We start from the raw sequence: 15,284 nt of genomic DNA, 5'->3' as shown, positions 1-15,284 counted from the left end.
CATCTCCTAGAGTTCCTTTGTTGCCTCACTTGGCAAAAACCGGAGTTCAGTTTTGTGGCCTCCATTTTGCAAATGCACCATCGTCACCTGATCTGGAAACAATTCCCCAAACACCGCGCACCTCAGCGACGCCCCCTCCACGCCCCCCGGCATCTCCACCTCAAAAAATAGCACCACCGCCGGGTCCCCGCTCTTCTCACTCTCCTTCTCCATCTCCCGTCCCACCCACCTCATTTCCGCCGCTTTCCCCAACGCATCCATCACCACAAACGTCTTCTTCAGGTAAGCCAGTACCTGCGCATCAAACTCCGCCGGCGGCACCTTCTCCATCCGCATCTCCCGCTCGCTCTGCCGGATCAGCGCCGTCTCCAGATCGCTGATGAAAACCGTCAGGCTCACCTCCAGCCTTTTCGTCTGCGGATTATACTCCGCCTCCGCCGTCGAGGTATGCACGGCATGCGCATGCAGGCAGGCAGTCGCCACAAAGTACACAATGAACGGCAGAAAACGCATGCCCGCGCATCCTAGCCCGCAACCCCTCTCCGGCAAGCCTTGCGGCCCCATCCACCCCGCATGGCCCGCTCAAAAAAGTGGACGGAACCCTGCTGAAACCCTTATGCTACAGTAAATTCCGTGTATTTCACCACCCCTCCCAGATCCCACTGTCAGCATAGGCCTTCCAGCCTCTGGCACGGCATTTTGGTAGACACCGGGGCTTGGGCCAGCGGCTGCAGCTGCCATCCCAGGCCAGCCGCCACAGCATCCCGTGGGCGCGTGCAACTTCGCACCCGCAGCACCCATTTTTTGTGAACACGCCATGAGACTCATCATCTTCCTGCTCATCTCGCTGCTCGTCGTTCTCGTTCTCACCAACCCCAACGAGACCGAATTCCGCTCCCACATGCAGAACAAATACGGCATCGCAGGCTCGCTCAGCCTCAAAGTGGCCTCCATCTTCTCCGCAGGCACCAGCACCGGCGTATCCCGTGACAATTACTTCATCTTCAGCCGCTACTACATCGGAGGCGATGGCATCCTGCCCCGCACCGATCTGGCATGGGGCGTCGCGGGCAAGTTTTTCGATATCGAAGACTCAGACCACAAGTAGGCCGCTCCCCCTCACGGCTCTGTCCTGCCACCGCCCTCATCCTCCGGGGCTTTTTTTCCCGCAGGCATCTCCACAGTCACGCTCAGCTCCCAGGCGCGGTTCTTGATGCACCACACCAGCGCCGCCAGGCCGATGAAACCCAGCAAAACCAGATGCAGCGCGCACCCTGTCCCGCATCCGATTCCCTGAAACGAATCGTGATAAGTGCGGATATTGGTTCTGCCGGAGTCTCCCATGCATGACAACCTGCGTCATCTTGGATTGGACAGCCAGCGATTGTCGTCGATTTTTAACCTGTCTTTCACCGATCCCTCCACCCAAAACTTCCCGATCCTCCCATGTCACGCCGCGCACAATCCGGAGTACGCCCCACCCACTGGCTGGGCTTGATCGCCATTCTCGCCTTCGTCGGTGGCGGTGGTTTCTTTTTGATGAATCGCACCACCGATCCCATGACAGGCATCACCGAGCTCAGCCCCGGCGAGTTCATGGAAAATGCCACCGCACTCAGCGGCAACGAATACAAGATCGAAGGGGTCGTCGATGACCGGCTCGACAACTGGCGCAGCGCCGAAGGCCGCCTCTTCAGCCTTCAGGTCAGCGACAGCTCAGGCAACAATTTCATTCCCGTCTGGGTCCCGCCAGATTACAAAGGCGCCAACATTCAGCGCCGTCAGCGTTATATTTTCAAGGTGCTCGTCTTGGAAACCGGTGTTCTCAAAGTGCTCGAACTCGTCAAAGCATAACCCCACATTGTTATGAAGCGCCTTACTCTTGCCTTCGCCCTTGCCGCTCTCTGCCCCCTCAGCGCCCAGGTCCTGCCCGGCGGCAACGGCACCGGAGCCACTCCGGCACCCACGACCACCACCTCCAACAACAACTACAACATGGTGCCCGGCAGCGCTGCCGACCGCCAGACCGACACCCAGACCGCCCTCGGCAACATGCCCATGGCCGACCCCGGTTCGGAAAACGTCACCTTCAACGGCAAAATCTGGAACGTGACCAACAACCGTCTCATGCGCTCCCGCTTTGAGACCTACCTCACCACCCCCGAGGCCAACGGCCCCGAAGACCAGGCCTACCGCGACATCATGGCCCAGATCATGGAGTTGCTGGCGCCTACGCACAAACAGGCCCCCGATCCCGTCACCAAAGTCCAGCTCCGTGGCCCCGAAGTCATGAAGGCCTTCGCCCTGCTTCCCGAAGCCGGTGCCGCCAGAATCGACGGCGGCCTCTGCAATGCCGTCGCCAACGCCGTCTGGGATGTTTGGACCTCTCAGAAGCGTGTCAACGAGCGCAAGCTCGCCAACGCCGCCATGCTCGAGCGCCGCAAGCAGCTCGAATGGAATGCGGAAATGGGCCTCAACAGCACCCCGCTGGCCAAAACCGGCGGCACCACCAAGAACAACCAGCAGAACGCCCAGAATCAGCAGACCAACAGCGCCACCGTCGGCCGCACCTCCGGCTACATCAAAGGCATCGCCGAAATCGAAGCCCGCACCAAGCTCAACGAGACCGCCATGGGTCTCTCCGAAGTCACCAGCAAAATCCAGTTTCAGGCCCTCATCATCCAGATGTTCATGCAGCGCCGCTTTGAGCACGCCGTCATCGCCTGCCGCTTCTATCCCAATCTCTTCCGCGACGGCGAAAGCATCCTCCAGCTCGACAAGAACAGCGACGTCCAAAAGATCCTCTCTAGCAGCTTCGGCGTCCCTCCCACCGTCAGCATGATCGACGGCCTCTCCCTCGAAGCCATCCGCAGCGTTGACGAATCCCTCGTCTCCTTTGAAAACCTCGTCGCCCGTCGCGATGTGGACAGCGCCAGCAACCGCCTCCTCGAAGCCTACGGCATCGGCGAGTACCTCCCCCGTGTCCGCCGCCTCCCCATGTCCGAAAAGACCAAGGTCCTCGACTTCGTCCGCAAGAAAAACAAGCTCCTCTCCTTCCTCGAAATGAAGGACTACTCCAGCGCCGAGACCGTCGTCATGGAGCTGCGCGCTACCTCCGACGACTTTGAATACGCCAAGCCCCTCGCCGCGATCCAGACCGCCAAGACCATGAGCAATCTGCACGTGAACAACGCCAATGCAGCCATGGGAAACAAGGACGCCAAAACCGTTGAGGCGGAGATGAAGGCCGCCGCCGAGATCTGGCCCACCAATCCCCGCGTCACCCAGCTCAGCGAGCACATGATGCAGTCCACAGACATGAAGTCCCAGGCTCTCATGGAGTTCGACCGCCTCATCAGCCAGCGCAACTACCGCCAGATCTTCGAAAACCAGGCCCCCTTCATCGCCGCCGTCGCAGACGACCTCACCCGCAAACAGCAGCTCGAAAAAGTCCTCAAGGACATGGGCAAACTCGAGCTCATCCTCGGCGGAGCCAAGGAACTCGCCGCCAGCAGCCCCCCCGCAGCCTGGGAAAAAGTCGAAAAGGAATCCTCCCTCTACCCCGATGATCCCGTGCTCAGCAAACTGCGCGCAGATCTCGGCGTCAAGGCCAGCGAATTCGTCACCGCCATCGAAAACGCCCGCCAGCAGGAGGAAAAGCAGCAGGTCGGTTCCGCCCTCGCCTGGTATCTGAAAGCCAAGAGCATGCATCCCCTCAGCGAGATGGCCCGCGATGGCATCAAGCGCCTCGTTGAAGTCGTCAAAAACGGCGACTCTCCACCGGCCACGCCCGAGACCACCTCCGCCTCGGCGCTCAACAACTAGAGCGCTTTCGTCTCCCGAAAGCGCCTGGCGCTGGCACAGCAATGGCCGTGGTTATTGCCCCACGGGACAGCACCGCTCAGGCTTGTGGGGAAATCCGTGGAACCGCGTAGCGGTGACACAAACCCCGCTCCACCCATCGTGTTTCTGTTATTCACGAGCCTGCTCGGGCGTGCTCAGCGGTACTTAGACAACCCTTCCAGATACTGCCGCGCCAGCTCCGTCTGCGGCCTCGTGAAGAAATCCGCCGCACTCGATGACTCCTGCACTTTGCCCGCCGCCAGAAACACCACCCAGTCCGCCACCTTGCGCGCAAAGCTGATCTCATGCGTCGCCAGGATGATGCTCTGCCCCGCCTCCGCCAGTTCACGGATCACATCCAGCACCTCCCCCGTCATCACCGGGTCCAGCGCCGAAGTCGGCTCATCCAGCAGCAGCAGCCTAGGCTTCGGAGCCAGCGCCCTCGCGATCGCCGCACGCTGCTGCTGTCCACCTGAAAGCTGGCTCGGCCGCTTGTCCTCATGCCCCGCCAGCCCCAGCCGGTGCAGCAGTTCCAGCGCACGCTGCTTCGCCTGCGCCTCCGGCATCCCATGCACCTCCACCAGCGGCAGCGTGATGTTTTGCAGCGCTGTGAGGTGAGGAAACAAATTGTACCCCTGAAACACAAAGCCGTTTCCACGCCGCTCATTCAGAGCGCCCTCCTCATCATGCGGCAGCACACGCGCATCGATGCTCACATGTCCGTCATCCGGCACCAGCAGACTCCCCAGCACCCTCAGCAGCGTGGACTTCCCGCCACCGGACGGCCCCAGCAGCGCGACCACTCGCGCCTCCTCCCCCGTTTCAAACGAGGCCCCGTCCAGCGCTGCATGCGCCCCGTACCGCTTCGTCACAGCATGTGACTCAAGTTTCATACGCAAACCTCCCTTCCAAACGCCGCGCCAGGTGCGAAAGCGGCAGTGTCACAATCAGGTACGCCAGCGCCAGCGGCAGGTAGCCCTCCAGCGGAGCAAAGTTGGCCGCGTTCATGATCTTCACTTTCTGCACCATCTCCTCGATCCCGATCACCGACAGCAGCGAAGAATCCTTGATCAGCGACACCAGCTGTCCCGTCGTCCCCGGCAGCGCCCTCCTCAGTGCCTGCGGAATGATCACAAACCGGTACGTCTGCACCCGGCTGAAGCCCACCGCCCGCGCTGCCTCCAGCTGCGAAGCGCTGATGCTCTCCACAGCACCGCGGAAAATCTCCGCCAGATACGCCCCCTCAAAGCATCCCAACAAAAGAATCCCGGTAAAGAGAGGCTGATCCACCTTCAGCGCCTGCGCGATGATATAGTGCCCGATCAGCAGTTGCACCAGCAGTGGCGACCCACGCACCACCTCCACCACACTGCTGCACCCCATCCTCACCGGCAGCCACGGCGCACGCCTGCCCAGCATCAGCACAAACCCCAGCACCACACTCACCACCATCGCCACCAGCGACAGCCCCATCGTGCTCAGCCAGCCCTGGCAAAACTGCTGCCGGTATCGCAACACCCCGCTCCAGTTCCACGGATACTCCACCGCAGAGAAAACCCCGTAAAACACCCCCGAAGCCAGCACAAACAGCCCCAGCCCGTACAGGGCTTGGCGCATCTTCGGGACATCACTGACAGGGCACGCAGGCAAGACCTCATCATCTACGCCAGAAACCGGCCGTTTGTCCCGCTGAATTTACTTCGCCACCGCAGCCACCACCGCCGGCCCGCCCCCCTGCGTCTGCAAAAAAAGCACCACGCCGCGCGCAATCCCGTCCGCGATCTGGTCACGGTAGCTTACCTGCTTCAGCCGCACAGACTCGCGCTCACTCGTGATAAAGCCGCACTCCACCAGCACCGCCGGGCACGCAGCCCTCGCCACCACCGCATAATCACGCGCCTTCGTGCCACGGCTGACCGCCCGGGTCGTCTCACAGACCAGCCTCTGCACAGTAGCGGCAAATTCTGCCCCGCCCTCCTCCGCCCGCTCCTGCCCGCCCCCGGCAACCGCCATCAGTCGTGCAGACAGCCCCTTCGATTCAGAAAAATACGTCTCGATCCCCTCCGCCTCACTCCCCTCCCCGCTCGTGTTAAGATGCACGCTCACAAACGCAGCCGCCCCATGCACCCCGGCCAGAGCCGCCCGCTCATCCAGCGTCAGGAACCTGTCCCCGCTGCGAGTCATCACCACACGCACCCCCGCAGCCTCCAGCTCCCTTTTCAGCCGCTTCGCGATGTCCAAGCTCAAATTTTTTTCAACCACCCCGTTCGCCACTGCCCCGCCATCATGCCCGCCGTGCCCGGCATCCACCACCACCAAAGGCACCCTCTCCCCCCACAGCCTCAGGCTCGCCGGAGGCTCGGCCGCCTGCCGTTGCTCCAGCCAGACTAGTGAGTAGGCACTGCCACCGAGGGCCAAAAAAGCAGCCACCGTTTGCAAGCTCAGGACGAAAAACGGGTAAAATTTCAAAAAAATTATTCAAGAATATAAAATATTTGTTTGAATTAACAACCTGATTTTCTACAATAACCATATGAAGACGCCTCGCCCTGCATCCCGTGCGCTGAGATTTCTGGTACTCGCTTGGAGCGTCCTTTTCACACTGCCGCTCACGGCAGTCACCAACACCTTCAATCAGCCCCCCCCACCCGGCTACCCCGCCAGTGGTGCGCTCAAGCAGCCCTCCACCAAAGCCAGCCGCCAGTCCGCCGCCGCCATTCAGGCCCCGGTCACGCGTCCTCAATACCCCAACACCTATCCCCCCCCTGCTGGCTATACCTACCCGCCTCCCGGCTACGGCACTGCACCCAAACCTGCCACAACCAAATCCGGCAAGTCAGCCACCAGCGGTAAATCCGGCACCAGGTCCGCCCCCGCCAAAAAGCCCGCCGCAGGCCCCCCGCCACCGCCCAAAGTCTATGGCCCCACTGGCGACCTCTCCACCCAGGTCACCAAAATTCGTGAAAGTGACCGCGTGCAAAACATCCGCATCGGCGAGCTCGAGCGCGACGTCAGCAGCATCAAGCGCGGAGGCGGCAAAAGCAGCACCCGCTACGATGGCGGCACCGACCTCGCCGCACACACCACCTACATCGCCCGGCCCGGAGACACCCTCTGGCGCATCGCCACCACCCACCGCGTGAGCGTCGGCGAAATCCAGCAGCTCAACCGCATGACCGAAGAAGAAGTCCATGTCGGCCAGGCCCTCCTCATTCCCTCGCCTCACCGCCTCGACTCCCCCACCACACCCGCCAGCTACACCCCGCCAACTCCCGGTGGCATCACCCCAGCCCCCACGTCCACCGTCAAGGTCAGTGCCCCCGTGTATTACACCGTCAGGAAAGGCGACAGCCTCAAAGGCATCGCCCTCAAGCACAAAATGACCATCGCCAGCCTTGCCAGCGCAAACAAGATCAAGGACGTCAACAAAATCGCCGTCGGTCAGCGCCTCAAAATCCCCGGTCGCACCACCACCATCACCGTCGCCTCCAAAACTCCCGTCCCCGCACAGCAATCCTCCGACACCATCCCCCTTCCCGGCTACGGCGTCCCAGGAGCCCCACCACCACCCGCCGCCGGGCTCGCTCCAGCAGCCACCCCGCCCCCAGGTCCACCACCAGCTCCCACCCCAATCGTCGCAGCCTCCCCCAAGGCCCCCGACACCACCGACTCACACCGCGGCATCCTCGCCTATCGCGTAGACAGCTCCGACACCATCGAATCCATCGCCACCCAGTTCACCACCACGCCCGACCAGATTCGCGAAATGAACCGCCTCACCCCCGGCACCCCTCTCAAGACCGGAGACGAAATCATGGTCCCCGCCATGGGTGCCGTCTCCGTAGGCAGCCGCTGACCGTCCCACACCCGCACAAGGTTTGCGCGAAAATCAATCAACTAAATGCCAGGCATTTTATTGATTGACTCTGGGCAAACCCGTGGGCAGCTGGAAAAGCACCGCTGCCGCCGAAGCCTATCGCTGCTTGCTGCATGCCGACGGCCGCGAAATCAAAGACGCCCGGAACGAACACGTCGTGCGCTCCGTTGTCAGCGCAGACACCGCCCGTGCCGTGCTGGCTGCGAAAGGCAAACTCAGCACCACCGAGCTGGTGCGCCTGCGGGTGCGCTACTTCACCGATGGCCTCGTACTGGGCAGCAAAGAGTTTGTGGAAAGCATCTTCGAGGCGCAGCGCGAGCTCTTCGGCCCACGGCGGAAAAATGGAGCGCGGCGCATGGCTGGGGCTGAGGATGCTTTTTACACACTGCGCCAGCTCCGCATCCGGCCTCTGGACTGAGCAGGCTGCCTGGAGTGCCGCCTCTTGAAATGCGAGACCTGTGGAACTGCTGAGCCGCGCCCCCGCCCACACCTTCTCCCTAATGGCGAGAATTACACAAGCAGACCCAGACTCCGGAATTACATAGGCATCAAGCCGACAATTGAAGACGATTGAGACCGCTTCGCAGCAGCATTTCCGCAGGAAAAATTGAACGCCCGGCTTGCGCTGTCGCTACGTATGTTCAAGATGAAAACCTCCCACATGAGCGCTGTTTTTGACTCCCTCTCTCGATTTTACGCTTCCTCCATCGGCAAAAAGTTCCTCGTGGCCCTCACCGGCCTCGTGCTGATCGGCTTCATCTTCGGCCACATGATCGGCAACCTGCTGATCTTCGTCGGCAAAGACGCCATCAATGAATACGGCCACATGCTCCAGACCGCCCTGCACGGTGGCGGCGTCTGGATCGCCCGCCTCGGACTGCTGGCCGCCGTGGGTATCCACATCGTGGCCACCATCCAGCTCACCAAAGCCAACCGCGCCGCCCGCAAGGACGCCTACGGCCAGCACAAGGCCCAGGTCAGCAGCAAGGCCTCCCACACCATGATCTGGAGCGGTCTCACCATCCTGGCCTTCATCGTTTACCACCTGCTTCACTTCACCGTCCGCGTCGGCAACGACTACGGCACCTACAAGACCACCCTCCACGGCGAGACCGTCCACGACGTTTACCGCATGGTCATCGCCGGCTTCTCCTGGGCCCCGGCCTCCATCTTCTACATCATCGCCATGCTGCTTCTCTCCAGCCACCTCAGCCACGGCTTCAGCAGCCTCTTCCAGACCCTCGGCGTCTCCACAGACAAAACAGAGCCCCTCTTCAAAAAGCTCGGCTACGCCTTCGCCGGCCTCATCCTAGTGGGCAACTGCTCCATCCCCATCGCGATCCTGTTCTTCAACTACGGCCGTTAATTCTTCCCGCGACACGCCATGCCTCTCAATTCAAACATTCCCTCCGGCCCGATGGCCATGAAGTGGTCCAAGCACAAGCAGGACTCCAAGCTCATCAATCCGAAGAACAAGCGCAAGTTCACCGTCCTCGTCGTTGGCAGCGGCCTCGCAGGCTCCTCCGCAGCCGCCACTCTCTCCGAGCTCGGCTACAAGGTGAAATGCTTCTGCTTCCAGGACAGCGCCCGCCGCGCCCACTCCATCGCAGCCCAGGGCGGCATCAATGCGGCTAAAAACTACCAGAACGACGGCGACAGCGTCCACCGTCTCTTCTACGACACCGTCAAAGGCGGCGACTTCCGCGCCCGTGAGGCCAATGTCCATCGCCTCGCCGAAGTCAGCGTCAACATCATTGACCAATGCGTCGCCCAGGGCGTTCCCTTCGCCCGTGAATACGGCGGCATGCTGGCCAATCGCTCCTTCGGCGGTGCCCAGGTCAGCCGTACATTCTACGCCCGCGGCCAGACCGGCCAGCAGCTCCTCCTCGGCGCCTACTCCGCGCTCAACAAGGAAATCGCCGCAGGTGGCGTGCAGATGTACACCCGAATGGAAATGCTCGACCTCGTGACCGTTGACGGCCACGCCAAGGGCATCATCACCCGCAACCTCGTCACAGGCAAAATCGAAGCCCACGCCGGCGACGCCGTCCTCCTCTGCACCGGCGGCTACGGCAACGTCTTCTACCTCTCCACAAATGCGATGGGTTGCAACGTGACCGCCACCTGGCGTGCTCACCGCAAAGGCGCCTTCTTCGCCAACCCCTGCTACACCCAGATCCACCCCACCTGCATCCCCGTTAGCGGCGACTACCAGAGCAAGCTCACGCTCATGTCCGAGTCCCTCCGCAACGACGGCCGTGTCTGGGTCCCCAAGAAGAAGGAAGACTGCGGTAAAAATCCCGACCAGATCCCCGAGGCCGACCGCGACTACTACCTCGAGCGCAAATACCCCAGCTTCGGCAACCTCGCCCCTCGTGACATCTCCTCCCGTGCCGCCAAGGAAGCCTGCGACGACGGTCGCGGAGTCGGCCCCGGCGGACGCGGTGTTTACCTCGACTTCGCAGAAGCCATTGGCCAGTTCGGAGCCAAGACCATCGCCGAGCGCTATGGCAACCTCTTCGAAATGTACGAGCGCATCACCGGAGAGAGCGCCTACAAGCGCCCCATGCGCATCTACCCCGCCGTCCACTACACCATGGGCGGCCTCTGGGTGGACTACAATCTGATGAGCAACCTCCCCGGTCTCCATGTCCTCGGAGAGGCCAACTTCTCCGACCACGGTGCCAACCGCCTCGGAGCCTCCGCCCTCATGCAGGGCCTCGCAGACGGCTACTTCGTCATCCCGACGACCATCGCCAACTACCTCGTGAACCAGAAGCCCGGCAGCATCACCACTGAGCACCCTGAGTTCAAAAAGGCTCTCGAAAACTGCACCGCGCAGACCAAGAAATTCCTCAACATCAACGGCAAGCGCAGCGTGGACAGCTTCCACCGCGAGCTCGGCCTCCTCGTCTGGGACAAATGCGGCATGGCCCGCACCCGCGAAGGCCTCACCGAAGCCCTCAAGCGCATCCCTGAGCTGCGCGAAGAGTTCTGGCAAAATGTGAAGGTCCCCGGCAGCGGCGACTTCACCAATCCCGAGCTCGAAAAAGCCGGACGCGTCGCCGACTTCATGGAGTTCGCCGAGCTCCTCTGCCTCGATGCCCGCCACCGTGAGGAAAGCTGCGGCGGTCACTTCCGCTCCGAATACCAGACCGAAGACGGCGAAGCCAAGCGCGACGACGAAAACTTCAGCTACGCAGCCGCCTGGGAATACACCGGCAACCTCAGCCAGCCCACCCTCAACAAGGAGCCGCTGGCCTTCGAAGAAGTCCACCTTGCCGTCCGCAGCTACAAATAACGTTCCTCTCCCGTCCCCATGTCTCTACTCAATCTGCACCTCAAAGTCTGGCGTCAGAATGGCTCGCAGCCAGGCCACTTCCAGGACATTGAAGCCCCGGAAATCCCCGATCATGCCTCTTTCCTGGAGATGATGGACATCGTCAACGAGCGCCTCATCTCCAAAGGCGAAGACCCCGTCGCCTTCGACCACGACTGCCGCGAAGGCATCTGCGGCATGTGCTCCATGCAGATCAATGGCGTCCCCCACGGCCCTGAAAAAGCCACCACCACCTGCCAGCTCCACATGCGCAAATTCCGCACCGGAGACACCATCTGGATCGAGCCCTTCCGCGCCCGCGCCTTCCCCGTCCTCAAGGACCTCATGGTGGACCGCACCGCCTTCGACCGCATCCAGCAGGCCGGTGGTTTCGTCACCGTCCGCACCGGCGCACCTCAGGACGCCAACGCCCTGCCTATCGGCAAAGAAGTCGCCGACGCCGCCATGGACGCAGCCGAATGCATCGGCTGCGGTGCCTGCGTGGCCGCCTGTAAAAACGCCAGCGCCATGCTCTTTGTCTCCGCCAAGGCCGGACAGCTTAACTCCCTGCCTCAGGGCCAGCCCGAAAAAGACCGCCGCACCCTCGGCATGGTCCGCCAGATGGACAAGGAAGGCTTCGGCAACTGCACCAACCAGTACGAGTGCGAAGCCGCCTGCCCCAAAGGCATCAGCGTCCGCTGGATCACCAAGCTCAACCGCGACTACGCCATCGCCTCCGTCAAAGAAGCCTTCGGCAACACCCCCAAGGTGGCCGGCGGCGGCGACTGATCGTCTTAAGGTTTCGGCTCTCCAGGAGGCGGAGCAGGCTTGTCCTGCTCCGGTGGCGGACGGCGAAATCCATCCTTCGGATCTCCTCCTCGGTCGCGGAATTTGATGAATTCCTGCCCTGCTGCCTCGCGGTAGATTTCACGCAGCTTTTTAAAGGCTTCCATACGCTGGTCAGGCGCTAGTTCGCCCAGTTTGGCCAGCGCCTCTTTCACACGTGGCAGTTGCATGATGCGCTCATGGAATTGCCTTGTCTCGTCACGGCGCTCAGGCCTGGAGAACGAAAGCATCTCCGCGCCAAGACGGATCACCGCCATGCGGGCAAACTCAGGTGAGTCCGGCTTCGGCAGCTCCGGCAGGCCGCGTTGATCCATCGGGAACTGCGGCTTGATCTTCTCCAGGATCGCCACCGCCTCGGGATCAATGTCCTTCAGCGCCGCGTGCAGCGTGTTGCGCATCTCTTCGTTCGCACGCAGAGCCTTGTCACGCGCCTCGATCACCTCAGGCCGCTGCCAAGCCTTTTCAAAAGCGGCACGCACCTTCTGCTTCTCGTCCTCGGAAAGCTTTTCAAAACCGTCAAATCCACGCTGAGGTCCGCCCCGGCCATGCATCATCCCCGGTGGTCCGCGATGTTCTCCATCACGATACGACGGCCCCTCCCCGGGCTTGGGCGGAGGAGGCGGGGGCGGCGTTGGCTTGTTGCCCTCACTCTGGGCAAGCACTGCTGTGCAGAGGGCAAATAGGAGGACCAGTGGACGCATGACGGGCAGTTTCCTCCGCTGCATCCTCTTGGCAACCTGATAGCTGGTCTCAGTTTTCATTGCAGCTATTAACACCTCTGCCCGAAGGAAGTTTCATTCACCTGATGCGCTCCAGTTTCAGCAGAGGCGCCGCCGCAGAGGCAAACTGGGCCACGTAAAGATTCCCCTCAGTGTCCACCGCCACCCCATGCGGGTGGATGAAGGTCTTGTGATCGCTCTGCATCGGCTGCAGCACCCCATCTTGATAAACCGCCGCCGGGGCTCCGATGTTGGAAACAATCCGATACTCCCGGTCCACAATCGAGATGAAACCCGGCGAGTTCCTGTCCTTTGGCCACTGATCCCCCAGATGTGGCACAATCACGTGGTCTCCCCAAAAGATGATGTCCCGCGGATTCCCACCCGGCATCGGGATCTTGTCGATGAACCGCCCCTCGGCCGTGAACCGTTTGATCTCCTGCTGGTCGCTCATGGCGACAATCACCCGCATTTTTGCCGAATCCGACACATCCAGAGCCCCGCCATGCGGCCCCCAGTGCTTTAGCTGGTTCTCGCCTTCCCCCAAATTTCCACCCCACCAGCGCAGCAACGTCCCATCCGGCTTGTAGTGGAAAATGTAGTCCTTTCCATAGCCGTCGAAGACGCAGAACGCACCATCGGGAAAATGGATCGTTTTCGAAGGCCGGTATTCGTTGGCGCTCGCATGCAGCTTCGCCTGTTCCGGCCACGCAAAATGTGCCAGTTCTTCGCCATCTGGCGTCAGTTTGCGTACCTCATGGAGCTGCGTGTCCGTGATAAAAAGCACCTCGCGCCCCCCTTCCCGCACCAAACTCATCCCATGCGCCCCCGGCATGCGGGCCGTCCAGTGCTTGATCAGCGTGCCCGCCTTCGCATCGAGGATCACCACATTGTTCCTGGCATCGTCTGTGAGGAACAGCAGCCTCCCCTGCGAGTCGATGGCGACCGCATGACCATTTTTCACATTCACCTGGGCCAGCGCCTCGCGTCCCCAGCCGGGAACAACCCGATAACGAAAATCCCCTTGCCCGAGAACATCCTCAGCATGGGAAAACCCGGCGGCGAAAAGGCTGAGCAGCGGCAGGATGGCGGAGCGGATCATGCGGGCAAGCAATCATGCCTGGCGTCCCGGTGCAAGATCAACGCATGGATGGTTTGCCAGCACCCGTATTGCTGCGAGGGTGTTCCCCGCTTCTTCCCATGGTATTCATTCTCATTGTCGCTGCTCTTTTCCTCGGCCTTGCCGTCGCCCGCTGGGCGCAGGCGCGCCATGCGTCGATGATGCTGAAAGGCTTCCGGGCCAACGCCCCCACAGCGCATACCGGCAGCGAGATCGCGCTCATGTTTCTGAAATCCGAAGGCGTGGATGACGTGCAGATCGTCGAACACAATGCTGTCGTGACCGATTACTTCGAGCCGACCCGGCGCCGCCTGTTTTTGCGTCGGGATGTGGCCCAGGGCACCACCTTGTCCGCCTGGGCCATCGCACTGCATGAGGCAGCGCATGCGCTGCAGACCGGGGAGTCGTTGAGCGAGCTCAAGTGGCGGCAGAGCTGCATCCGCATGAGCCGCTACATTCCCATGGCCGCAGTGTTCGCCATTGTGGGATTGATGATCGCCCGCATTCTCATAGCAAAGAACGCCATTTTCGTCACCGCCGCAGTCATCGTTCTTCTTCTGCTGCTGAACCTTGGCAGCGTGCCTCTGGAGTTCAACGCCAACAAGCGTCTGCGCCGTTTCCTGGACGAGCACCTCAAAAACCATGCCCAGGCCAGCAGCCGGCTCGATGAACTGCTTTTCTGCATGGCCATTCGTGAGGTTGGGGATCTGCTGAGTTCGCCGCGCTATTTTTTCCTCAGCGCCCTGCCTGGCACGGGAAAGATGCGTCCGCAGTGATCTTGTGAAGCAAGGCAAGGCTCAGGGGTGACGTTCTGCTAGCATGGTCAAACTCACCGCCTTATTCATTCTTGCCATCTCGTCCGCGCTTCTCGCAGACACACAAACACCGGCTTCATTCAGCGGTGATTTTGTCATCAAGGTCAATTACCGCTACCTCCTGAGCAAGCCCGAGCGCTACGAAGCCGACAAGGACAAGAAATGGCCGCTGGTGGTCTTCCTCCACGGCTCTGGAGAGCGGGGCACCGATCTTGAACTGATCAAAAAACACGGGCCGCCAAAGCTGCTCGCCGCCGGGCAGAAATTTCCCGCCATCATCGCCAGCCTGCAGTGCGAATCCAACAACCTGTGGAATCCGCACGGCGTCCAGGCGGTCACCGAACACCTGATCAAAACGCTGCGCGTCGATCCCAAGCGTGTCTATCTCACGGGCATCAGCATGGGCGGCTTTGGCACTTGGGAGACGGCCTTTGAGTATCCTGGAACCTACGCCGCCATCGCCCCCATCTGCGGTGGCGCAGGCGTGCGCTGGGTAACCGCGCAACGTCTCAAGAGCATGCCCTGCTGGATCTTCCATGGCGACAAGGACGGCGCCGTTCCGATCGAGAACAGCCAGAAGATTTTCGATGCTCTGAAAAAGATCGGCGCACCGGTCAAATTCACCATCTACCCCGGCGTGGGTCATGATTCATGGACTCAAACATATGCCAATCCGGAGTTCTGGAACTGGCTGTTTGAGCAGAAGAAGCCATGACAGGGAGAAGGCCCGGCGGGCGTTTGATCT

17 protein-coding genes are annotated in these 15,284 nt (G+C 61.3%); 10 read left to right on the top strand and 7 right to left on the bottom strand.

Annotated elements, in window-relative coordinates:
* Nucleotides 1-6 precede the first annotated feature (6 nt).
* The gene (locus tag ACFQDI_RS05660; protein WP_377164316.1) at nucleotides 7-513 is read right to left on the bottom strand and encodes a DUF6702 family protein; all 507 of its coding nucleotides are present in this window, start codon (nucleotides 511-513) and stop codon (nucleotides 7-9) included.
* A 304-nt stretch (nucleotides 514-817) separates the two neighbouring features.
* Here ACFQDI_RS05660 and ACFQDI_RS05655 point away from each other — a divergent pair, with 304 nt between their 5' ends.
* On the top strand, nucleotides 818-1,108 hold the full coding sequence (locus ACFQDI_RS05655) for a hypothetical protein (protein WP_377164314.1): 291 nt from the start codon (nucleotides 818-820) through the stop codon (nucleotides 1,106-1,108).
* 11 nt (nucleotides 1,109-1,119) lie between these two features.
* Here the strand turns inward: ACFQDI_RS05655 and ACFQDI_RS05650 are convergent, their stop codons facing one another.
* Nucleotides 1,120-1,254 carry a hypothetical protein gene (locus ACFQDI_RS05650; protein ID WP_377164312.1) on the bottom strand — a complete coding sequence of 45 codons (135 nt, stop codon included), beginning with the start codon at nucleotides 1,252-1,254 and terminating at the stop codon, nucleotides 1,120-1,122.
* Nucleotides 1,255-1,446: 192 nt separating this feature from the next.
* On the opposite strand from ACFQDI_RS05650, the gene ACFQDI_RS05645 reads away from it, so the two are divergent.
* A complete protein-coding gene (locus tag ACFQDI_RS05645; RefSeq protein ID WP_377164310.1) occupies nucleotides 1,447-1,854 on the top strand; it encodes a hypothetical protein in 408 nt (135 codons plus the stop codon).
* A 12-nt stretch (nucleotides 1,855-1,866) separates the two neighbouring features.
* Entirely contained in the window at nucleotides 1,867-3,825 is a 1,959-nt protein-coding gene (locus tag ACFQDI_RS05640; RefSeq protein ID WP_377164307.1) for a hypothetical protein, read from the top strand.
* Nucleotides 3,826-3,998: 173 nt separating this feature from the next.
* Here ACFQDI_RS05640 and ACFQDI_RS05635 read toward each other — a convergent pair whose 3' ends face one another.
* The 3 genes from ACFQDI_RS05635 to ACFQDI_RS05625 all read right to left on the bottom strand — a co-directional run bounded on the left by ACFQDI_RS05635 (nucleotide 3,999) and on the right by ACFQDI_RS05625 (nucleotide 6,273).
* Complete coding sequence (locus tag ACFQDI_RS05635; protein ID WP_377164305.1) at nucleotides 3,999-4,736, bottom strand: amino acid ABC transporter ATP-binding protein; 738 nt, start codon at nucleotides 4,734-4,736, stop codon at nucleotides 3,999-4,001.
* A complete protein-coding gene (locus tag ACFQDI_RS05630) occupies nucleotides 4,726-5,460 on the bottom strand; it encodes an amino acid ABC transporter permease (protein ID WP_377164303.1) in 735 nt (244 codons plus the stop codon). The genes ACFQDI_RS05635 and ACFQDI_RS05630 overlap by 11 nt, the downstream gene beginning before the upstream one ends.
* Nucleotides 5,461-5,538: 78 nt before the next feature.
* A complete protein-coding gene (locus ACFQDI_RS05625; RefSeq protein WP_377164301.1) occupies nucleotides 5,539-6,273 on the bottom strand; it encodes an N-acetylmuramoyl-L-alanine amidase in 735 nt (244 codons plus the stop codon).
* Between the two features lie 103 nt (nucleotides 6,274-6,376).
* Here ACFQDI_RS05625 and ACFQDI_RS05620 point away from each other — a divergent pair, with 103 nt between their 5' ends.
* From ACFQDI_RS05620 to ACFQDI_RS05600, 5 genes are all read left to right on the top strand, one after another.
* Entirely contained in the window at nucleotides 6,377-7,699 is a 1,323-nt protein-coding gene (locus ACFQDI_RS05620) for a muramidase family protein (RefSeq protein WP_377164299.1), read from the top strand.
* An 82-nt stretch (nucleotides 7,700-7,781) separates the two neighbouring features.
* The gene (locus ACFQDI_RS05615) at nucleotides 7,782-8,138 is read left to right on the top strand and encodes a hypothetical protein (RefSeq protein WP_377164297.1); all 357 of its coding nucleotides are present in this window, start codon (nucleotides 7,782-7,784) and stop codon (nucleotides 8,136-8,138) included.
* 228 nt (nucleotides 8,139-8,366) lie between these two features.
* On the top strand, nucleotides 8,367-9,086 hold the full coding sequence (locus ACFQDI_RS05610; protein WP_377164295.1) for a succinate dehydrogenase cytochrome b subunit: 720 nt from the start codon (nucleotides 8,367-8,369) through the stop codon (nucleotides 9,084-9,086).
* An 18-nt stretch (nucleotides 9,087-9,104) separates the two neighbouring features.
* Complete coding sequence (locus tag ACFQDI_RS05605) at nucleotides 9,105-11,021, top strand: fumarate reductase/succinate dehydrogenase flavoprotein subunit (protein ID WP_377164293.1); 1,917 nt, start codon at nucleotides 9,105-9,107, stop codon at nucleotides 11,019-11,021.
* Between the two features lie 18 nt (nucleotides 11,022-11,039).
* A complete protein-coding gene (locus tag ACFQDI_RS05600; RefSeq protein WP_377164291.1) occupies nucleotides 11,040-11,828 on the top strand; it encodes a succinate dehydrogenase/fumarate reductase iron-sulfur subunit in 789 nt (262 codons plus the stop codon).
* A gap of 5 nt (nucleotides 11,829-11,833) precedes the next feature.
* Here ACFQDI_RS05600 and ACFQDI_RS05595 read toward each other — a convergent pair whose 3' ends face one another.
* Both ACFQDI_RS05595 and ACFQDI_RS05590 read right to left on the bottom strand, forming a co-directional pair.
* Nucleotides 11,834-12,586: a hypothetical protein gene (locus ACFQDI_RS05595; protein ID WP_377164289.1), complete on the bottom strand. Its 753-nt coding sequence runs from the start codon at nucleotides 12,584-12,586 to the stop codon at nucleotides 11,834-11,836.
* A 97-nt stretch (nucleotides 12,587-12,683) separates the two neighbouring features.
* Nucleotides 12,684-13,706: an NHL repeat-containing protein gene (locus ACFQDI_RS05590; RefSeq protein WP_377164287.1), complete on the bottom strand. Its 1,023-nt coding sequence runs from the start codon at nucleotides 13,704-13,706 to the stop codon at nucleotides 12,684-12,686.
* A gap of 98 nt (nucleotides 13,707-13,804) precedes the next feature.
* Here ACFQDI_RS05590 and ACFQDI_RS05585 point away from each other — a divergent pair, with 98 nt between their 5' ends.
* Both ACFQDI_RS05585 and ACFQDI_RS05580 read left to right on the top strand, forming a co-directional pair.
* Nucleotides 13,805-14,500 carry a zinc metallopeptidase gene (locus ACFQDI_RS05585; RefSeq protein WP_377164285.1) on the top strand — a complete coding sequence of 232 codons (696 nt, stop codon included), beginning with the start codon at nucleotides 13,805-13,807 and terminating at the stop codon, nucleotides 14,498-14,500.
* A gap of 43 nt (nucleotides 14,501-14,543) precedes the next feature.
* Entirely contained in the window at nucleotides 14,544-15,254 is a 711-nt protein-coding gene (locus tag ACFQDI_RS05580; RefSeq protein ID WP_377164283.1) for a carboxylesterase family protein, read from the top strand.
* Nucleotides 15,255-15,284 lie beyond the last annotated feature (30 nt).

The sequence above is a fragment of the Prosthecobacter fluviatilis genome (genome assembly GCF_042655725.1).
Classification (GTDB): Bacteria; Verrucomicrobiota; Verrucomicrobiia; order Verrucomicrobiales; family Verrucomicrobiaceae; genus Prosthecobacter; species Prosthecobacter fluviatilis.
The sequence above is the reverse complement of the archived record's forward strand: the minus strand, read 5'-3'. Positions and strand labels throughout refer to the sequence as shown.

Bases quoted from the DNA above. Each gene is read 5' to 3' on its own strand.
- ACFQDI_RS05660 (WP_377164316.1), bottom strand. From the start codon at position 513: ATGCGTTTTCTGCCGTTCATTGTGTACTTTGTGGCGACTGCCTGCCTG.
- ACFQDI_RS05640 (WP_377164307.1), top strand. From the start codon at position 1,867: ATGAAGCGCCTTACTCTTGCCTTCGCCCTTGCCGCTCTCTGCCCCCTC.
- ACFQDI_RS05645 (WP_377164310.1), top strand. From the start codon at position 1,447: ATGTCACGCCGCGCACAATCCGGAGTACGCCCCACCCACTGGCTGGGC.
- ACFQDI_RS05590 (WP_377164287.1), bottom strand. From the start codon at position 13,706: ATGATCCGCTCCGCCATCCTGCCGCTGCTCAGCCTTTTCGCCGCCGGG.
- ACFQDI_RS05620 (WP_377164299.1), top strand. From the start codon at position 6,377: ATGAAGACGCCTCGCCCTGCATCCCGTGCGCTGAGATTTCTGGTACTC.
- ACFQDI_RS05595 (WP_377164289.1), bottom strand. From the start codon at position 12,586: ATGCGTCCACTGGTCCTCCTATTTGCCCTCTGCACAGCAGTGCTTGCC.
- ACFQDI_RS05605 (WP_377164293.1), top strand. From the start codon at position 9,105: ATGCCTCTCAATTCAAACATTCCCTCCGGCCCGATGGCCATGAAGTGG.
- ACFQDI_RS05630 (WP_377164303.1), bottom strand. From the start codon at position 5,460: ATGCGCCAAGCCCTGTACGGGCTGGGGCTGTTTGTGCTGGCTTCGGGG.
- ACFQDI_RS05610 (WP_377164295.1), top strand. From the start codon at position 8,367: ATGAAAACCTCCCACATGAGCGCTGTTTTTGACTCCCTCTCTCGATTT.
- ACFQDI_RS05580 (WP_377164283.1), top strand. From the start codon at position 14,544: ATGGTCAAACTCACCGCCTTATTCATTCTTGCCATCTCGTCCGCGCTT.
- ACFQDI_RS05585 (WP_377164285.1), top strand. From the start codon at position 13,805: ATGGTATTCATTCTCATTGTCGCTGCTCTTTTCCTCGGCCTTGCCGTC.
- ACFQDI_RS05635 (WP_377164305.1), bottom strand. From the start codon at position 4,736: ATGAAACTTGAGTCACATGCTGTGACGAAGCGGTACGGGGCGCATGCA.
- ACFQDI_RS05600 (WP_377164291.1), top strand. From the start codon at position 11,040: ATGTCTCTACTCAATCTGCACCTCAAAGTCTGGCGTCAGAATGGCTCG.
- ACFQDI_RS05655 (WP_377164314.1), top strand. From the start codon at position 818: ATGAGACTCATCATCTTCCTGCTCATCTCGCTGCTCGTCGTTCTCGTT.